Source organism: Variovorax sp. YR750 (assembly GCF_900109805.1).
In the GTDB taxonomy this organism is placed as follows: Bacteria; Pseudomonadota; Gammaproteobacteria; order Burkholderiales; family Burkholderiaceae_C; genus Variovorax; species Variovorax gossypii.
Map to the genome: position 1 here is coordinate 439,459 of NZ_FOBJ01000003.1, position 17,293 is coordinate 456,751.

Sequence of the window (17,293 nt, forward strand, 5' to 3'; positions counted from 1 at the left end):
TCAGCGCTTGTGCGCAGCCAGCCACTCTTCGAGGTAGTGGATATTGGTGCCGCCGCTCATGAACTTGGCGTCGACCATCAACTCGCGGTGCAGCGGGATGTTGGTCTGGATGCCTTCGATCACCGTCTCGTTCAGCGCTGTGCGCATGCGGGCCATGGCCTGCTCGCGCGTGTCGCCGTACACGATGATCTTGCCGATCATCGAATCGTAGTTCGGCGGCACGAAGTAGTTGGTGTACGCGTGGGAGTCGACGCGAACGCCCGGGCCGCCCGGCGGATGCCACATGGTGATGCGGCCCGGCGAGGGGGTGAACTTCCAGGCGTCTTCCGCGTTGATGCGGCACTCGATGGCGTGGCCGTGCATCTGGATCTGGCGCTGCGTGAACGGCAGCTTCTCGCCGGCGGCGACCATGATCTGCGTCTTGACGATGTCGATGCCGGTGGTGAACTCGGTCACCGGGTGCTCCACCTGCACGCGCGTGTTCATCTCGATGAAGTAGAACTCGCCGTTTTCGTAGAGGAACTCGAAGGTGCCGGCGCCGCGGTAGCCGATCTTCTTGCAGGCCGCGGCGCAACGCTCGCCGATCTTCTCGATCAGCTTGCGCGGGATGCCGGGCGCAGGCGATTCCTCGATCACCTTCTGGTGGCGGCGCTGCATGGAGCAGTCGCGCTCGCCGAGGTAGACCGCGTTCTTGTGCTTGTCGGCAAGCACCTGGATCTCGATGTGGCGCGGGTTCTGGAGGAACTTCTCCATGTACACGGCCGGATTGTTGAAGGCCGCCTGGGCCTCCGCCTTGGTCATCTGGATCGCGTTGACCAGCGCAGCCTCGGTGTGCACCACGCGCATGCCGCGACCACCGCCGCCGCCTGCCGCCTTGATGATGACGGGGTAGCCGATGGCGCGCGCGATGCGCTTGTTGGTGGCCGCGTCGTCCGAGAGCTCACCCTCCGAGCCGGGCACGCAGGGCACGCCGGCCTTGATCATCGCCTGCTTGGCTGACACCTTGTCGCCCATCGTGCGGATGTTGTCGGGCGTCGGGCCGATGAACTGGAAGCCGCTTTGCTCCACGCGCTCGGCGAAGTTGGCGTTCTCGCTCAGGAAGCCGTAACCGGGGTGGATCGCCTCGGCGTCCGTCACCTCGGCCGCCGAGATGATCGCCGGCATGTTGAGGTAGCTCTGCGACGAGGGGGCCGGGCCGATGCACACGGCCTCTTCGGCGAGCTTGATGTACTTGGCGTCGCGGTCAGCCTCGGAATAGACCATCACGGCCTTGATGCCGAGCTCGCTGCAGGCGCGCTGAATCCGGAGGGCGATTTCCCCCCGGTTTGCAACCAGGATCTTCTTGAACATGCTTACTCGATGATGAACAGCGGCTGTCCGTATTCGACCGCCTGGCCGTTTTCGCCGAGGATCTGGGTGATGGTGCCGGACTTGTCGGCCTCGATTTCGTTGAGGATCTTCATCGCCTCGATGATGCAGAGCGTGTCGCCCTCGTTGACCTTGCTGCCGACCTCGACGAACGCCGGGGCGCCCGGGCTCGACGAACGGTAGAAGGTGCCGACCATCGGCGACTTCACGGCATGGCCGGCCGGCGCGGCCTCGGCCGCCGGAGCGCTGGCCACGGCTGCAGCCGCCGGAGCGCCGGCAGTCGCGACGGGCGCCGCCGCGGTGGCCTGGGGAGCGGCCAGGGTCTGCACATACTGCACCGGAGCAGCACCGCCGCCCTTGACGATGCGAACCTTGCCTTCGGTTTCCGTGATTTCCAGTTCGGAAATATTCGATTCGGACACCAGATCGATCAGTGTCTTGAGTTTGCGCAGATCCATGAGACTCCAGTGCCGGCTGTGCCGGTCTTCAGGGCATAACTTGTTCGAAAATCGGTGATTTTCGGCGTTCGGCGTCTAACGCCAGCGTAAGCGACTGATTCTAACCATGAACCAGTTCACGCCGCCAAGTGTCCAGGTCGGTCGTCTCGAGCTTGCCCATTTTACGGGCGGCCACGGAGCCGTTCGCATTCAGGACCAGCGTGAAGGGCAATCCGCCACCCGTATTGCCCAGGTTCTTGACCAGCTCGGTGCCCTGCAGGCCAGCCAGGCCGGTCGGGTAGCTGACCGGCGTACGCTGCAGGAATTTGCGTACGGCGCTGGGCTGATCGATGGCCAATCCGACCACTTGCCATCCATTCGCGCCATTTTGGCGGAAGAAGGCGTCGATCATCGGCATTTCCTCGACGCATGGCGGGCACCAGGTCGCCCAGAAGTTCAGCAGCAGCGGCTTGCCGCGCAGGCTGGACAGGACGAGGCTACCGCCCTCCGGACGCTCGAAGCTCTGGGCCCAGAAGGCCGCGTCGAGCATCTCGCCCCCGCCCGCGCTGCCACCGCGCTCCTTCCACCAGGCGCCGCCGACCCCGGCGGCCGCGGCCACAGCCGCCACGCCGGCATAGAGCATGCCGCGTCGGGTGGGCGAAGAAGTCATTCACTTGTCCTTTTCTCGTTCAATCAGTCGGCGCAGTGCGGGCAGGTCGCCGCGCGGCACGCGCCCCTGCGCGTCGGGCTTCAGGGCCCCGCGAAGGTCGTCGAGGTCGTACACCAGCAGATGCACGCCGATTTCCTCGCCGAGCGCCCGGCTCGATGCATGCACGCTCAGGGCCTCGACCTGCTCGCCATGAAAGCCGGTCACCATGCGCGGCTCGTAGTCCACATGGTGATCGATCAGCGCTATCTCGGCCGATTTGGAATCATCGCAGAACAACTGAATATAAATGTCCGACAGGCGGGTGGCCGTTCCGTGCCACACGGCACCACCCACATGAGGGCGGAAGGCCGCCATGCGCTCCATCCATTCGAGCGCGAGCAGGCGCAATGCATGCAATTCCTGCGGCTGGGTGTCGGCACAGAAAAGCTCGATGTACTCGCGGACCTCGGCCTCGACCTCGTCGTTGTTCGGCAGCGCGGTGCGCGTCGGAAGCCCCAGGTCGCGCAGGGCCCGGCGCTTGGCCGGCCCGTACTCGAGCCCCTCCTCGACGACGAGGCGGGCTGCTGCGGCGGCGATTTCGCGCTTGGACGTGTCCATCGGGGCATTTTGCCCGCAGTAGGCGCCCCTCACATGAACATCAGTACGAAGCCCGGGACAAGCGCGCGAGCGAGCCAAGGGTGCCGCACATCGCTTCCCTAGAATCGACCGATGCACATTCATATCCTCAGTATCTGCGGCACTTTCATGGGCGGCGTGGCCGCCCTGGCTCGCGAAGCCGGCCACCGGGTCACGGGCTGCGACGCCGGCGTGTACCCCCCGATGAGCGACCAGCTGCGCGCCCTCGGCATCGACCTGATCGAAGGCTTCGGCGCCGATCAGCTCTCGCTCGCGCCCGACATCTTCGTGGTCGGCAACGTGGTGTCGCGTGCCCGGCTGCCCGACGGGAGCCCAAAGTTCCCGCTGATGGAAGCCATCCTCGACGCCGGCAAGCCCTACACCAGCGGCCCGCAGTGGCTGGCCGAACATGTGCTGCTGGGCCGCCATGTCCTGGCGGTGGCCGGAACGCACGGCAAGACGACCACCACCTCGATGCTGGCCTGGATCCTCGAAAAAGGAGGCAAGGCCCCCGGCTTCCTGGTGGGCGGCGTGCCGCTGGACTTCGGCGTCTCGGCCCGGCTGGGCGACGGCCCCGCCTTCGTGATCGAGGCCGACGAGTACGACACGGCCTTCTTCGACAAACGCAGCAAGTTCGTTCACTACCGACCGCGCACCGCCGTGCTGAACAACCTCGAGTTCGATCACGCGGACATCTTCGACGATCTGGCCGCCATCGAGCGCCAGTTCCATCACTTGGTGCGCACCGTGCCGGGCACGGGTCGGCTGGTGGTGAATGCCACCGAGGAAAGCCTGCAGCGCGTGCTGGCCCGGGGCTGCTGGAGCGAACTCGCGCGCTTCGGCGCCAAGGGCGAATGGCAGGCCAGCGGCACGCACGACGCCTTCGACGTGCTGCTGCGCGGCGAGACAGTCGGCCGGGTCGAATGGGAACTCTCCGGCCTGCACAACCAGATGAACGCGCTGGCCGCCATCGCCGCGGCCGAGCATGTGGGCGTTGCGCCGGCCGATGCCGCCCGTGCGCTCGGCAGCTTCCGCAACGTGCGCCGCCGCATGGAACTGCGCGGCACAGTCGAGCGCGAAGGCGGCGCGATCACGGTCTACGACGATTTCGCCCACCACCCCACCGCGATCCGCACCACGCTCGACGGCCTGCGCAAGAAGCTGGACGCCGCCGGCCGAAAAAGTGAGCGCATCCTCGCTGCCTTCGAGCCGCGCAGCAACACGATGAAGCTGGGCGTCATGGCGGCGCAGCTGCCCTGGAGCCTGGAATCGGCGGACCTGTCGTTCTGCCACACGGCCGGACTCGACTGGGACGCCGCCGCGGCGCTCGCGCCCATGGGCGAGCGCGCGAAGGTCGCCGGAGCCATCGAACCCCTGGTCGAGCAGGTCGTTGCCGCCGCCCGGCCGGGCGATCACATCGTCTGCATGAGCAACGGCGGCTTCGGCGGCGTGCACGACAAACTGCTTGCGGCGCTACGGGCGCCGACGGCATCATGACCGCCATGCCCATCGCACGCGCGCGCGAACTGGTCGAGACCCTGAAGCTGCAGCCCCACCCCGAGGGCGGCTGGTACAGCGAAGTGTTCCGCTCCGCGTCGAGCGTCACGCCTGCCGATGGGCGCGCTCCGCGCAGTGCGCTGACCAGCATCTATTACCTGCTCGAGGGGGGCCAGCATTCGCGCTGGCATCGCGTGCTGTCCGACGAGGTCTGGGTTCACCTGGAAGGCGTGCCGCTCGCGCTGTGGACCTGCGACGCCGCGATGCGCACGGCGCCGGCCCACGTGCGGCTGGGCCCGGTCGACGTGCATGGCACCCGCCCCCAGCACGTGGTGCCGGCCGGCCAGTGGCAGGCGGCGCAGCCGATCCAGGGTCACAGCTCGGGCGACTACACGCTGGTCGCCTGCATGGTTGGGCCGGGCTTCGACTTCGCCGATTTTTCCCTAGTGCCGCCCGACAGCGACGAGGCTGCGTCGATGCGGCACCACTGGCCCGACCTGGCTGGCCTGCTCTAGCCCGTTTTTCAGCCCCTGCGACGCTTGACCGCTTGCGAGAGCGTGTCCAGCACCTGCACCGAATCGTCCCAGCCCAGGCAGGCGTCGGTGATGCTCTTGCCGTATTCGAGGCCCGAGAGCTGGTCCTTGCCCGGCGTGAACTTCTGGGCACCCGGCAGCAGGTGGCTCTCGACCATCACGCCGAAGACCCGCTTCGAGCCGTCTGCGATCTGTCCGGCGATGTCCTTCGCCACGTCGATCTGCTTCTGGTGCTGCTTAGAGCTGTTGGCGTGGCTGCAGTCGACCATCAGCGTGGGCGGCAGCTTGGCGGCCTCGAGGTCTTTACACGCCGCTTCGACACTGGCGGCGTCGTAGTTGGGCGCCTTGCCGCCGCGCAGGATCACGTGGCAGTCGCGGTTGCCGTTGGTCTGCACGATCGCGACCTGGCCGTTCTTGTGCACCGAAAGGAAGTGATGGCCGCGCGCCGCAGCCTGGATGGCGTCGGTGGCGATGCGGATGTTGCCGTCGGTGCCGTTCTTGAAGCCGATGGGCGCCGACAGGCCCGAGGCGAGTTCGCGGTGCACCTGGCTTTCAGTGGTGCGCGCGCCGATGGCACCCCAGGAGATCAGGTCGCCGATGTACTGCGGCGAGATCACGTCGAGGAACTCGCTGCCCGCCGGCAGGCCCAGGCGGTTGATGTCGATCAGCAGCTGGCGCGCGATGCGCAGGCCTTCGTCGATGCGGAAGCTCTCGTCCAGGTACGGGTCGTTGATGAGGCCCTTCCAGCCGACCGTGGTGCGCGGCTTCTCGAAGTACACGCGCATCACGATTTCCAGCGTGCCGGCGTATTTCTCGCGCTCGACCTTGAGGCGGCGGGCGTATTCGATCGCGGCGGCCGGGTCGTGGATCGAGCACGGGCCCATGATCACCAGCAGCCGGTCGTCCTTGCCGGCCATGATGTTGTGGATGCGCCGGCGGGTGTCCTCGATCAGCGTCTCGACCGCGGTGCCGCGGATGGGGAAGAAGCGGATGAGGTGTTCTGGAGGGGGGAGCACGTTGATGTCCTTGATGCGTTCGTCGTCGGTCTTGCTGGTTTTTTCGACGCGCGCATACCAGCTGTCGCTGGTGGGGGAGTTGTTCGTGCTCATGGTGCTTCTTCCTTGTGTGCTGGAGTTGGAATCGAGGGGCCAAGAAAAAACCGCCGGGGCTTGAGGCCACCGGCGGTTTTGGGAGGGTATTCGTGTGTGCTTTTTACGCGCTCGCCTCTCGTCCGCCGGAAACCGGGAACCAAAAGTAGGCAAAAAAGTAAGCGCGGAGAGCGGACATGGGTTGGCAATGTAGCACGGAAAAGCAAAACCCGGTCAAGGAACCGGGCTCGCTGTTGTTTACCGGTAGCCCGATTCGTTGGCGTTGTGGATGATCCAGATCAGGTTGCCGGAGGAGAAATCTCCCATGCCGCCACCCGCGAAGATCAGGCGGCCCTGGCCCTTGTAGGTCATCTCGAAACGATGGCGGTCGCTGCCGAAATAGAAGGGAATGAAGGCCTTGCCGGTTACATATGCGCCCTGGTCGGTGGGCTGGCCGGCGATGTCGGTGACCTGCCTGGCGCTCATGCCGATCTGCAGGCGCGCGAACTTGCTGTTGCGCGCCGGATTGCCGGTGATCTCGCCTTCGTAGCCGTTCAGGCCCTTGACGGTGCGGCCGCTGCCGGCCTCGACCTTGGACGAATCGGTCACGTTGCCCTGGGCATCCATGCCGGCCTTGGCACCGCCACGCGCGGCGGGTGCCGGAGCAGCGGCCGCGGGGGCCGCCTCAGGCTGGCTGCCCGAACTGCCGCGCGATGCGCAACCGACGGTGGCCAGCACCACCATGGCGGTCGCGGCCCACAGCACGGCGGGCGAATTGATCCTGTTCCCCATTGAAATGCTCCTTGATTCGTCGTTCGCAAAAAAAGGAGCGCAGCTTAGCAACCGAAGGAAACAGCCGGCAAGTGCCGAAAGTCCTAAGCCGTTCCACCTACAGTCAGGCCGTCGATGCGCAGGGTGGGCTGGCCGACGCCGACCGGCACGCTCTGGCCTTCCTTGCCGCAGGTGCCGACGCCCGAGTCGAGCGCCATGTCGTTGCCGATCATGGTCACGCGGGTGAGCGCGTCGGGGCCGTTGCCCACGATGGTCGCCCCCTTCACCGGGTACTGGATCTTGCCGTTCTCGACCCAGTAGGCCTCGCTGGCCGAGAACACGAACTTGCCGCTGGTGATGTCGACCTGCCCGCCGCCGAAATTGGTGGCGTACAGGCCCTTCTTGATGCTTGCGACGATCTCCTCGGGTTCCTTGTCGCCGCCGAGCATGTAGGTGTTGGTCATGCGCGGCATCGGCACGTGGGCATAGCTTTCGCGGCGGCCGTTGCCGGTGGGCTTGACCTTCATCAGGCGGGCGTTGAGCGCATCCTGGATGTAGCCCTTGAGGATGCCGTCCTCGATCAGCACGTTGCGCTGGCTGGCGTTGCCCTCGTCGTCCACGTTCAGCGAGCCGCGGCGGTCGGCGATGGTGCCGTCGTCGAGCACGGTCACGCCCTTGGCCGCCACGCGCTGGCCGATGCGGCCCGAGAAGGCGCTCGAGCCCTTGCGGTTGAAGTCGCCCTCCAGCCCGTGGCCGATGGCTTCGTGCAGCAGGATGCCGGGCCAGCCGGAGCCGAGCACCACGGTCATTTCGCCAGCCGGAGCCGGACGGGCGTCGAGATTCGTCAGGGCGGCCTTCACGGCATGGTCGACGTACTCGGCGATCTGCTCGTCGGAAAAATAGGCCAGGCCGAAACGCCCGCCGCCGCCGCCGGAGCCGATCTCGCGGCGGCCGTTCTGCTCGGCGATCACGGTGACCGACAGGCGCACCAGCGGCCGCACGTCGGCGGCCAGGGTGCCGTCGGCGCGGGCCACCAGCACCACGTCGTACTCGCTGGCCAGCCCCGCCATCACCTGCGCCACGCGCGGATCGCGCGAACGGGCGAGCTTCTCGACCCTCTCGAGCAGCTTCACCTTGGCGGTGCTGTCGAGCGTGGAAATGGGGTCGATGCCCTGGTAGAGCGAGCGGCTGGAGGCGATCTTGCGGGCCGCCGTCTTCACCTTGCCGGCACGGCCGGCTGAAGAAATGGAGCGGACGGTGCGCGCCGCGTCGAGCAGCGAGGCCTCGGAAATGTCGTCGGAATAGGCAAAAGCGGTCTTCTCGCCGCTGACCGCGCGCACGCCGACGCCCTGGTCGATGCTGAAGCTGCCGGTCTTGACGATGCCTTCCTCGAGGCTCCAGCCCTCGCTGCGGGTGTACTGGAAGTACAGGTCGGCGTCGTCCACCCGGTGCGCGGTGATCTCGGCCAGGGCCTTGCTCAGGTGCGATTCGTCGAGGCCGAACGGCGTGAGAAGGAGCTGTTGCGCCGTGGCGAGGCGCTCGATGGTGGGTTCGCGGGAGATCATCCCCCCATTCTAGGCAGCCACCCTCTTCCGCGCTGCCCCGAAGGACACTCCGGCGCTAGTTCTGCGCCAGCCTCCTGGCCCGGGCGATCGACATCAGGATGCCCAGCCCCAGCCCCAGCGTCACCATCGCGGTGCCGCCGTAGCTGATGAAGGGCAGCGGCACGCCCACCACGGGCAGGATGCCGCTGACCATGCCCATGTTCACGAAGGCGTAGGTGAAGAAGATCATGGTCACCGCCCCCGCCAGCAGGCGCGAGAACAGCGTTCCGGCGTTGGCCGCGATCACCAGCCCCCGGAAGATCAGCAGGATGAAGGCCGAGATCAGCGCTAGGTTGCCCATGAGCCCGAATTCCTCGGAATAGGCGGCGAAGATGAAGTCGGTGGTGCGCTCGGGGATGAATTCGAGGTGCGTCTGCGTGCCCTGCATGAAGCCCTTGCCGCCCACGCCGCCCGAGCCGATGGCGATCATTCCCTGGATGATGTGGAAGCCCTTGCCCAGCGGGTCCTTGCTCGGGTCGAGCAGCGTGCACACGCGCTGCTTCTGGTAGTCGTGCAGCACGCGCCAGTCGACCCCGTCGGCGCAGAGCCTCGACTCGAATCCGACGATCAGCGTGATGGCCACCGCGCCGATCACCACCGGCGGCACGATCAGCTTCCAGGGCAGCCCGGCGAAGAAGATCACCGACAGCCCCGCCGCCAGCACCAGCAGCGAGGTGCCCAGGTCGGGCTGCTTCATGATGAGCCCGACCGGTACCGCCAGCAGCGCGGTCGCCACCACGAAGTCGAGCGGCCTCAGCTGGCCTTCGCGCCGCTGGAACCACCAGGCCAGCATCAGCGGCATGGCGATCTTCAGGATCTCGCTGGGCTGGATGACCACGCCCACGTTGATCCAGCGCTGGGCGCCCTTCTTGGTGATGCCGAACAGCGCCACCGCCACCAGCAGCGCCACGCCCATCGTGTAGAGCGGCACGGCGGCCAGCATCAGCCGCTGGGGCGGCACCTGCGCCACCACGAACATGATGAAACCGGCCAGCAGCATGTTGCGGCCATGGTCGACGAAACGGGTTCCGTGGTCGTAACCCGAGGAATACATGGTCAGCAGCCCGGCGAAGGCGAGCAGCAGGACGGCAAAGGCCAGGAAGCCGTCGAAGCCCTGGAAGATGGGCGCAATTCGACGCGCCAGGGAGGGCTGATTGAACACGGCGGACATGAAGGCGGATTATCTCCGCCCCGCCGGCCGCCTCAATCGAATTCGAGCTGAACGACCGTGCGCCCCGGTCGGCTTTCGACCGTCAGCCGGGCCCCGATGGCCCCGGAGCGCTCCGCCAGCGACCGCGGCCTGTGCTTGGCCGCGTCGAAGCCCTTGCCGTTGTCGATCACCCGCAGCTGCACCGTCTTGCCCTGCATGCCGGCCTCGAAGCGAAGCACGGTGGCCTCGGCGTGCTGCAGCACGTTGGAGATGGCCTCGAACAGCAGGAACTGCAGTTGACGCATGCCGTGCGCGTCGAGCCCGGCCACCGGCTCCACCTCGTCCACCGCCCATTCGAACTCGATGCCGGCGGACGCCAGGCGGGGCTCCAGCCGGTAGCGTGCGGCCGCGAGCAACGCGCCCACGTCGCCCGGCGGCAGGTGGATGGAATCGATCTGCAGCTTGAGCTGGTCCAGCGAATCGCGCAGCGTGCGCAGCAGGTCGCCCGAGCTGCTCTGGCCCGACTGCAGCTGCCGGATGGCCGAGCTGATGTGCGAGCCCACGCCGTCGTGCATCTCGCGCAGGATGCGCTCGCGCTCGTGGGTGCGAGCCTGCACCTGCGCCGCCGCCTCGAGCTCGGCATAGGTGGCCGCCAGTTCGCGCTCGCGCTGCGCCACCCGCTCGGCCAGGGCGGCGACCGAGCCCCGCGCCTGCAGCGTCGCCGCGCGGAAGCGCCGCAGCACGATCAGCAGCAGCACCGCGCCGAAGAACACCGACGAATAGCGCACCCAGGTGGTTTCGCCGTAGGCGTCGCTCAGGCGGATCACCAGCCAGTCGCGCGCGGCCAGGGCCACCGTGACCAGCGCCGCGCCGGCCATCAGCAGGCGGTCGTCGTTCGGGTTGCGCAGCGTGGCGACGGCGAAGGCGCCGACGAAGGCGGCGACGAACACGAGCTCGACGGCGAGCCAGCCGGTGAACCACGCCGGCTCGTCCCGCTGCAGCGACAGCGCGCTGAAGATCACCGTTCCGACCACGATGCCCGCCACCGGCCAGCGCACCCAGCGATGGCCGCGCTCGTTGGCCCAGCCCGCGAGGTGGTAGACGAACATCATGGAGGCGGCCGCCCAGCCGGCATAGCAGGCCGCCATCAGCACGCCCCACGGCCCCCAGGACAGCGGCGGCTCGGCGATCAGGCCGTCGACCATGCGCGCCGCCCAGAAGATCTCCGCCAGCGCGGCCCAGAGATAGATGCCCACGCGTCGCTGCACCCCGCCGGCGTCGACGTCGAGCTGCGTGAGCCACAGCGCCAGCGCGATGCCGCCCACGATCAGGCTGAAGGCCATCAGCAGCACCGAGCCGGTGAAGCGCCACGCGTTGGCGCTCTCGAAGAGCTCGTTGCGCACCGTCGCGGCCGGCCCGACGACCACCTGCGACAGCCCCGCGAGGCGGGCGGTGTCGGCATGCAGGCGGATCTGCAGCAGGTTTTCGCCCTTGCGCAGCAGCTTGCCGGGCACGGGTACGTAGATGGGCGCCTTGGCGTAGTCGGCGTCGTTGCCGCGCTTCATGTCGCCATAGGTCTGCAGCAGCGCGTCGTTGAGCTGAACCTCGAAGACGTTGCCCACGCGCGGGATAAAGATGCCCCACGGCGTCTCGGGCTCGGCCTCGAGCGTGAACGGCAGGTCGAAGCTGGCGGTGCCGGGGCGCCCGTTGAACTGACGGTCCCAGTGATAGGAAAGCTCGACCGGCTCCGTGCGGGTGACGCCGTCGACCGTGGTGGTCACGGTGCCCTGGCGCAGCTCGATCGGCGCCTCGGACGCGGCCGCGACGGAAATACCGACGATGCCCATCAGGAGCATCGCCAGCCACGGCATCACCAGCGACACCCAGTTCTGTCGCATCTGCGCTCAGCCCGGATGAGACAGCAGGCCGAGACGCGTCGCCTCGAAGACCGCCTCGCTCTTGGAATGCACCGCGAGCTTTCCGTAGAGGTTCTTGATGTGGGTCTGCACCGTATGCACGCTCAGCCCCTTGAGCCGGGCGATCTCCGCATAGGAGAAACCGCGCGCGATCAGCGTCAGCACCTCGTGCTCGCGCGCCGAGAGCAGGCCGCGGTCGGCCTCCTCCGCCGCCGCCTCGGGCGTGGCGCCCGGCGTCGAGCCGGTGGGCGCCGCGGTCTGCAGGCTACGGTACTTGGCGAGCACGCGCCGCGCGATCATGGGCGAGATCGGCGAGGCGCCGGCCTTCATCTCGACGATGGTCTGCGCGATGTCCTCCGGCGCGGCGTCCTTGTGGATGTAGCCCACGGCGCCCGCCTCGATGCTGGCGAGCACGTTCTCCTCGTCGCCGAAGACCGAAACGACCAGCGGCTCGCAGCCGGGAAAGCGCGACACGGCGTCGCGGATCACGTCGAGGCCGGTGCCGTCGGGCATGCCGAGGTCGACCAGGAGCACGTCGGGAATGGTGGTGGTGCGCGACAGCCAGCCCAGCGCTTCCTGCACGGTGCCGGCGCTGCCGAGCCAGAAAAGGCGCGGGCTGCGCTGCACGCTCGCCTCGAAAAAGGCGCGCGCGCGGCTGTCGTCTTCGACGACGAGCACGCCCCAGCGGCGTAGCGTCGCGTCGTCCTGAGCCTCGATGTTCATCCTCCGAGCATAAGCCTCGGCGCGCACCGGGAATCCATGTGCACATCCCTCGTTCATGGGATACGCGCGGCAATGGGCTTGTCAGAAACTCTGGCCGCTTTTTTCCGGGCGCCTTCCGCCCTGCTCCGCGCAGGCGAAGTAACCGGAACGTAGGCGGTTCGCGCAGCACGCGAACGCAACTTGAATACTTTCGAATTCCAGATGCGCGACATGCACTGGAACGGGACGGGCGGGATGCCGGCGCGACCCCGGGGAGCTCGCAGGCCGGGCTTTACCGAAGAACCCGCCCGGCCGGGTTTTTTGTATGTTGGAGGCGGCCTCGCGAGAACAGACCTCATGCAGAATTACCCGTTCCCGGCAAGCGAGGTGCGGTCGCCGCACCTCCCGTCTCTTCCTCGCATGGATCCGCAAACCACCCACCTGCTCTACCTGCACGGTTTCCGCTCCTCGCCTCGCTCGACCAAGGCCCGGGTCGTCGCGGACCGCGTCGCGCGACGCCATCCGAACCTGCAGTGGTGGTGCCCGCAGCTGCCGCCGTCGCCGCACGACGCCATCGACATGGTGATGAAGGGCATCGCCCACTGGCCGCGCAAGTCGATGGCGGTGGTGGGCTCGTCGCTCGGCGGCTACTACGCCACCTACGTGGCCGGCATGACGCGCTGCCGCGCGGTACTGCTCAACCCGGCAGTGCATCCCGCGCGCGACCTCATGCGCTACATCGGCGACCAGACCGTCTGGCACGACCCGGCCGAGCATTTCTACTTCCGCCCCGAATACATCCACGAGCTGCGCGCGATGGAAGTCGGCCCGCTCACGCGGCCCGAGCGCGTGTTCGCCATCATCGCCAAGGGCGACGAGGCGCTCGACTGGCACGAGATGTCCGCGCGCTACCCCGACAGCAACATCAAGCTGCTCGAGGGCGGCGACCATGCGCTGTCCGATTTCGAAAAGGCCCACCTGGACGACGTGATGGCCTTCATCAACCCGATCTAGGCTCCCCGAGCTCGTCCGGAGCGCCTGCCCCCGGAATTCCGGCGGGTTCAGCATGGGACAATCCGGGCCATGTTTGTATTGTTTGAAGAAGCCGGCAAGTACCTCGGCGGCCGCGTGCTGTCGGAGGCCGAAGCATCGGCGCAGGTCGAGCTCGACACCGGCAAGCGCGTCAAGGTCAAGGGCGCCAACATCGTCCTGCGTTTCGAGAAACCGGCCCCCGCCGAGCTGATCGCCGAAGGGCGCTCGCTCGCCGCCTCCCTGGACCTCGACCTCGCCTGGGAATTCGCGCCCGAGGGCGAATTCGGCTTCGCCGAGCTGGCCGCCGAATATTTCAGCGAGAAGCCCTCGCTCGCCCAGCAGGCCGCCGCCCTGTTCGCGCTGTTCGAGGCGCCGCACTATTTCCGCCGCGCCGGCAAGGGTCGCTTCAAGAAGGCGCCGGCCGAGATCGTCCAGCAGGCGCTCGCCGCCATCGAGAAGAAGAAGGCCATCCAGGCGCAGATCGCCGAATGGGCCGCGCAGCTGGCCGAGGGCGTGTGCCCGGCGCCCGTGCGCGAGCAGCTCTACAAGATCCTCTTTCGCCCCGACAAGAACGCCCCAGAGTACAAGGCCGTGGTCGAGGCCGCGCGCACCACGCAGCGCGCTCCGCTCGACCTGCTGGAGCGCGCAGGCGCCATCGATTCGCCCTACCAGTTCCACTGGCGGCGCTTCCTGTTCGAGAACTTCCCCAAGGGCACCGGCTTTCCCGCGCTCGCCGCGCCCGCCATCGCCGACGATCTTCCGCCGGCCACCGGCGTGCAGGCCTTCTCCATCGACGATTCCCAGACCACCGAAATCGACGACGCGCTCTCCGTGCAGGGCCTGGGCACGGGCACCGTCACGGTCGGCATCCACATCGCGGCGCCGGCCCTGGCGCTCACGCCGGGCAGCGCCATCGACAACGTGGCGCGCGCGCGCATGTCGACGGTCTACATGCCGGGCTACAAGATCACGATGCTGCCCGACGAGGTGGTCGACACCTACACGCTGCTCGAGGGCGGCGACCGCCCGGCCGTGTCGCTCTACGCGCGCTTCGACGAAGCCACGCTGGAGCTGCAGGGCACCGAGACGAAGCTGGAGCGCGTGCCCATCGTGGCCAACCTGCGCCACGACCAGCTCGACACCGTCGTCACGCAGCAGTGGCTCGAGGACGCCTCCTTCCAGGGCGAGGGCACGCCCGAAGCCGCCACCCGCCTGCGCGCGCCGCTGTCCTTCCTGTTCCGCCTCGCGAAACAGTTGAAGGCGCAGCGCGAGGTGGTGCGCGGCAAGCCCGAGAACTTCAACCGGCCCGACTACAACTTCCGCCTCGTCGGCAACGACGGCGCCGAGCCCACGGGCGGCGAGCAGGTGCAGATCAGCACGCGCCAGCGCGGCGCGCCGCTCGACCTGATCGTGTCCGAGGCGATGATCCTGGCCAACAGCAGCTGGGGCGGCTGGCTCGGCGAGCTCGGCGTGCCCGGCCTCTATCGCAGCCAGGCCAGCCTCGCGCCCGGCATCAAGGTGCGCATGGGCACGCGCGCGCTGCCGCACGCGGGCCTGGGCGTGAAGAGCTACGCCTGGAGCACCTCGCCGCTGCGCCGCTACACCGACCTGGTGAACCAGTGGCAGATCATCGCCGCCGCGCGCCACGGCAAGACCGCCGCGCTGGCCGCGCCCTTCAAGCCGAAGGACGCCGACCTGTTCTCCATCCTCTCGGGCTTCGACGCCGCCTACGCCGCGTACAACGCCTACCAGGGCGGCATGGAGCGCTTCTGGACGCTGAAGTACCTGCAGCAGCAGGGCATTTCCGAGCTGGAGGCCACCGTCATCAAGGACATGCCCAACGGCGCCCTGGTGCGCGCCGACACGCTGCCGCTGGTGTTCCCGGTGGCGGGCCAGCAGGAACGCGGCGCGCGCCTGCGCGTGAAGCTCGGCGAGATCGACGAGATCGCCCTCAACGTGAACGGCACGGTGCTCGAGCGCCTCGACTCGCCGAAGGCCGACGCGGCCGCCGGCCAGGAGGGCGACGAAGAGGAAGAAGAAGTGGTTGCGGGCCCGATCGCCATTGCCGTCGACCTGAACGACAGCGAGGCCGCGCCAGAAGAAAACACGCCAGCATGAAACCCGGCGGATCGTCGTCCGGAGAAATGATGCGGCCCCTGGAGGAGTTTCGAGAATGAACTTCAAGGACCTCAGCACGCTGCAGATCGCTCTGGGCGTGTCGGTCGTCGTACACGCCGCGCTGCTCGCGGTGCGCTTCGTCGACCCCGAGTCGTTCAACAAGGTCTTCAGCGACACGCCGCTCGAAGTCATCCTGGTCAACAGCAAGACCAACGACAGGCCCGACCCCGCCGCCCGGCTGCGCGCGCAGACCTCGCTCGCGGGCGGCGGCGACCTCGACAAGGGCCGCGCGACCAGCCCGCTGCCGCCGTCGAGCTTCACCACCGTGGGCGACTCCTTCGAGGACGCGCAGCGCAAGGTCGACGCGATGCAGGCCGAGCAGATGCAGATGCTGACCCAGCTCAAGCGCGACCTGGCCGCGATGCCCGCGCCCGACCCACGCAACGCGGGCGACCCCGCCGAAGCCCAGGCGCAGGAAGACAAGCGCCGCCAGATGATCAACCTGCTGGCCGAGATCGAGCGCCGCGTGAACGAGGAGAACGCGCGCCCCAAGAAGCGCTACCTGAGCCCCTTCACGCGCGAGGCCGCCTTCGCCACCTACGTCGACTCGCTGCGCCGCCGGGTGGAAGCGCAGGGCACGGCCAACTTCCCGACGCTCGCCGGCAAGAAGCTCTACGGCGAGCTCACGATGACCATCACCGTCAACTTCGACGGCCGGCTGCTGTCGACCGTGATCGACGAGAGCTCGGGCGTGCCCGTGCTCGACAAGCGGGCCCAGGCCATCGTCGCGAGCGTGGGCAACTTCGGCACCTTCACCGACGCGATGCGCAAGGAGCACGCCGACCAGATCGTGATCCGGCCGCACTTCCGCTTCGCGCACGACGGCTCGGTCGAACTCTCATCGCAGTAAGCAGAACACAAGAGGCGGACACCATGGACCTGTACTGCATCATGGGCAACCCGGTCGAGCACAGCCGCTCGCCCCGCATCCACGCACGCTTCGCCGAGCTCTGCGGCCAGCAGATGGACTACGGCCGGCGGCTGATTCCGCTCGGCGCGTTCGCCGAAGGCATCGCGGCCTTCCGCAGCGAGGCAGCGCAGCGCGGCGACGTCGCGCGCGGCTGCAACATCACGGTGCCCTTCAAGTTCGAGGCCGCCGCGCTGGCGCAGCACACCAGCGAGCGCGCCCTGCTCGCGCAGGCGGTGAACACGCTGCGCTTCGACGCCGACGGCGGCATCCACGCCGACAACACCGACGGCATCGGCCTGGTCAACGACATCGTGCGCAACGCGGCCGTGCCGCTGCAGGGCAAGGCGCTGCTGCTGATCGGCGCGGGCGGCGCCGCGGCCGGCGTGCTGGGTCCGCTGCTCGACGCGGGCGCCTCGCGCGTCGTGGTCGCCAACCGCACCGTGGACAAGGCCGTGGAGCTGGTGCGCCGCCACGCGGCCGTCGCGCTGCGCCACGGGGCTTCGCTCGAAGCCTGGGCGCTCGACGAGGTGCCGGGCGCCTTCGACGTGGTGGTCAATGCCACCGCCTCCAGCCTCGCGGGCGACGCGGTGCCCGTGAAGGCCAGCGTGCTGCGCGAAGGCGGGCTCGCGGTCGACATGATGTACGGCCCCGCGGCCGCGGGCTTCATGGCCTGGGCGCAGGCCCATGGCGCGGTGCCGCGCGACGGGCTCGGCATGCTGGTCGAGCAGGCGGCGGAATCCTTCGAGATCTGGCGCGGCGTGCGCCCGCCGTCGGCGCAGGTGCTGGCCGAGATCCGCGCCGAACTGAAGTAAGCAAGAAAGA

Annotated in this window: 16 protein-coding genes; 6 read left to right on the forward strand and 10 right to left on the reverse strand. The window is 68.0% G+C overall.

The genetic code is table 11. From position 1 onward, the window contains the following. From accC to BMY35_RS08525, 4 genes are all read right to left on the reverse strand, one after another. Positions 1-1,350, reverse strand: a complete 1,350-nt coding sequence (gene accC / locus BMY35_RS08510; RefSeq protein ID WP_093196881.1) for an acetyl-CoA carboxylase biotin carboxylase subunit — start codon at positions 1,348-1,350, stop codon at positions 1-3. A gap of 2 nt (positions 1,351-1,352) precedes the next feature. Further along, positions 1,353-1,826, reverse strand: a complete 474-nt coding sequence (gene accB, locus BMY35_RS08515) for an acetyl-CoA carboxylase biotin carboxyl carrier protein (protein ID WP_093196883.1) — start codon at positions 1,824-1,826, stop codon at positions 1,353-1,355. 100 nt (positions 1,827-1,926) lie between these two features. Beyond that, positions 1,927-2,475 (reverse strand): TlpA family protein disulfide reductase, encoded by a 549-nt coding sequence (locus BMY35_RS08520; RefSeq protein ID WP_093196885.1) that lies wholly within the window; start codon positions 2,473-2,475, stop codon positions 1,927-1,929. Then, positions 2,476-3,072 carry a hypothetical protein gene (locus BMY35_RS08525; protein WP_093196887.1) on the reverse strand — a complete coding sequence of 199 codons (597 nt, stop codon included), beginning with the start codon at positions 3,070-3,072 and terminating at the stop codon, positions 2,476-2,478. A 111-nt stretch (positions 3,073-3,183) separates the two neighbouring features. Between BMY35_RS08525 and mpl the strand changes: the two genes are divergently transcribed. After that, positions 3,184-4,587: a UDP-N-acetylmuramate:L-alanyl-gamma-D-glutamyl-meso-diaminopimelate ligase gene (mpl, locus tag BMY35_RS08530; protein ID WP_093196889.1), complete on the forward strand. Its 1,404-nt coding sequence runs from the start codon at positions 3,184-3,186 to the stop codon at positions 4,585-4,587. Next, positions 4,584-5,102, forward strand: a complete 519-nt coding sequence (locus tag BMY35_RS08535) for a cupin domain-containing protein (protein ID WP_093196891.1) — start codon at positions 4,584-4,586, stop codon at positions 5,100-5,102. The genes mpl and BMY35_RS08535 overlap by 4 nt, the downstream gene beginning before the upstream one ends. An 8-nt stretch (positions 5,103-5,110) precedes the next feature. Here BMY35_RS08535 and BMY35_RS08540 read toward each other — a convergent pair whose 3' ends face one another. From BMY35_RS08540 to BMY35_RS08565, 6 genes are all read right to left on the reverse strand, one after another. Further along, positions 5,111-6,229 carry a 3-deoxy-7-phosphoheptulonate synthase gene (locus BMY35_RS08540; protein WP_093196893.1) on the reverse strand — a complete coding sequence of 373 codons (1,119 nt, stop codon included), beginning with the start codon at positions 6,227-6,229 and terminating at the stop codon, positions 5,111-5,113. A gap of 237 nt (positions 6,230-6,466) precedes the next feature. Next, positions 6,467-7,000, reverse strand: a complete 534-nt coding sequence (locus tag BMY35_RS08545) for a hypothetical protein (protein WP_093196895.1) — start codon at positions 6,998-7,000, stop codon at positions 6,467-6,469. An 83-nt stretch (positions 7,001-7,083) separates the two neighbouring features. Next, on the reverse strand, positions 7,084-8,544 hold the full coding sequence (tldD, locus tag BMY35_RS08550) for a metalloprotease TldD (RefSeq protein WP_093196897.1): 1,461 nt from the start codon (positions 8,542-8,544) through the stop codon (positions 7,084-7,086). A gap of 55 nt (positions 8,545-8,599) precedes the next feature. Continuing rightward, entirely contained in the window at positions 8,600-9,754 is a 1,155-nt protein-coding gene (gene rodA, locus BMY35_RS08555; RefSeq protein WP_093196898.1) for a rod shape-determining protein RodA, read from the reverse strand. 32 nt (positions 9,755-9,786) lie between these two features. Next, positions 9,787-11,631, reverse strand: a complete 1,845-nt coding sequence (locus tag BMY35_RS08560; protein WP_093196900.1) for a sensor histidine kinase — start codon at positions 11,629-11,631, stop codon at positions 9,787-9,789. Between the two features lie 6 nt (positions 11,632-11,637). Further along, the gene (locus BMY35_RS08565) at positions 11,638-12,372 is read right to left on the reverse strand and encodes a response regulator transcription factor (RefSeq protein ID WP_170217082.1); all 735 of its coding nucleotides are present in this window, start codon (positions 12,370-12,372) and stop codon (positions 11,638-11,640) included. A gap of 399 nt (positions 12,373-12,771) precedes the next feature. Between BMY35_RS08565 and BMY35_RS08570 the strand changes: the two genes are divergently transcribed. The 4 genes from BMY35_RS08570 (at position 12,772) to aroE (ending at position 17,283) form a co-directional block, all read left to right on the forward strand. Beyond that, positions 12,772-13,365, forward strand: coding sequence for a YqiA/YcfP family alpha/beta fold hydrolase (locus BMY35_RS08570; RefSeq protein WP_093196904.1), 594 nt, complete (start codon positions 12,772-12,774; stop codon positions 13,363-13,365). A gap of 69 nt (positions 13,366-13,434) precedes the next feature. Then, the gene (locus BMY35_RS08575; protein WP_093196906.1) at positions 13,435-15,501 is read left to right on the forward strand and encodes a ribonuclease catalytic domain-containing protein; all 2,067 of its coding nucleotides are present in this window, start codon (positions 13,435-13,437) and stop codon (positions 15,499-15,501) included. Positions 15,502-15,556: 55 nt separating this feature from the next. Continuing rightward, positions 15,557-16,411, forward strand: a complete 855-nt coding sequence (locus BMY35_RS08580) for an energy transducer TonB (RefSeq protein WP_093196908.1) — start codon at positions 15,557-15,559, stop codon at positions 16,409-16,411. 23 nt (positions 16,412-16,434) lie between these two features. Next, positions 16,435-17,283 carry a shikimate dehydrogenase gene (aroE, locus tag BMY35_RS08585; RefSeq protein ID WP_093196910.1) on the forward strand — a complete coding sequence of 283 codons (849 nt, stop codon included), beginning with the start codon at positions 16,435-16,437 and terminating at the stop codon, positions 17,281-17,283. Positions 17,284-17,293 lie beyond the last annotated feature (10 nt).

Coding starts and splice junctions, on each gene's coding strand:
- accC (WP_093196881.1), bottom strand. CDS start 1,350: ATGTTCAAGAAGATCCTGGTTGCAAACCGGGGGGAAATCGCCCTCCGG.
- accB (WP_093196883.1), bottom strand. CDS start 1,826: ATGGATCTGCGCAAACTCAAGACACTGATCGATCTGGTGTCCGAATCG.
- BMY35_RS08520 (WP_093196885.1), bottom strand. CDS start 2,475: ATGACTTCTTCGCCCACCCGACGCGGCATGCTCTATGCCGGCGTGGCG.
- BMY35_RS08525 (WP_093196887.1), bottom strand. CDS start 3,072: ATGGACACGTCCAAGCGCGAAATCGCCGCCGCAGCAGCCCGCCTCGTC.
- mpl (WP_093196889.1), top strand. CDS start 3,184: ATGCACATTCATATCCTCAGTATCTGCGGCACTTTCATGGGCGGCGTG.
- BMY35_RS08535 (WP_093196891.1), top strand. CDS start 4,584: ATGACCGCCATGCCCATCGCACGCGCGCGCGAACTGGTCGAGACCCTG.
- BMY35_RS08540 (WP_093196893.1), bottom strand. CDS start 6,229: ATGAGCACGAACAACTCCCCCACCAGCGACAGCTGGTATGCGCGCGTC.
- BMY35_RS08545 (WP_093196895.1), bottom strand. CDS start 7,000: ATGGGGAACAGGATCAATTCGCCCGCCGTGCTGTGGGCCGCGACCGCC.
- tldD (WP_093196897.1), bottom strand. CDS start 8,544: ATGATCTCCCGCGAACCCACCATCGAGCGCCTCGCCACGGCGCAACAG.
- rodA (WP_093196898.1), bottom strand. CDS start 9,754: ATGTCCGCCGTGTTCAATCAGCCCTCCCTGGCGCGTCGAATTGCGCCC.
- BMY35_RS08560 (WP_093196900.1), bottom strand. CDS start 11,631: ATGCGACAGAACTGGGTGTCGCTGGTGATGCCGTGGCTGGCGATGCTC.
- BMY35_RS08565 (WP_170217082.1), bottom strand. CDS start 12,372: ATGAACATCGAGGCTCAGGACGACGCGACGCTACGCCGCTGGGGCGTG.
- BMY35_RS08570 (WP_093196904.1), top strand. CDS start 12,772: ATGGATCCGCAAACCACCCACCTGCTCTACCTGCACGGTTTCCGCTCC.
- BMY35_RS08575 (WP_093196906.1), top strand. CDS start 13,435: ATGTTTGTATTGTTTGAAGAAGCCGGCAAGTACCTCGGCGGCCGCGTG.
- BMY35_RS08580 (WP_093196908.1), top strand. CDS start 15,557: ATGAACTTCAAGGACCTCAGCACGCTGCAGATCGCTCTGGGCGTGTCG.
- aroE (WP_093196910.1), top strand. CDS start 16,435: ATGGACCTGTACTGCATCATGGGCAACCCGGTCGAGCACAGCCGCTCG.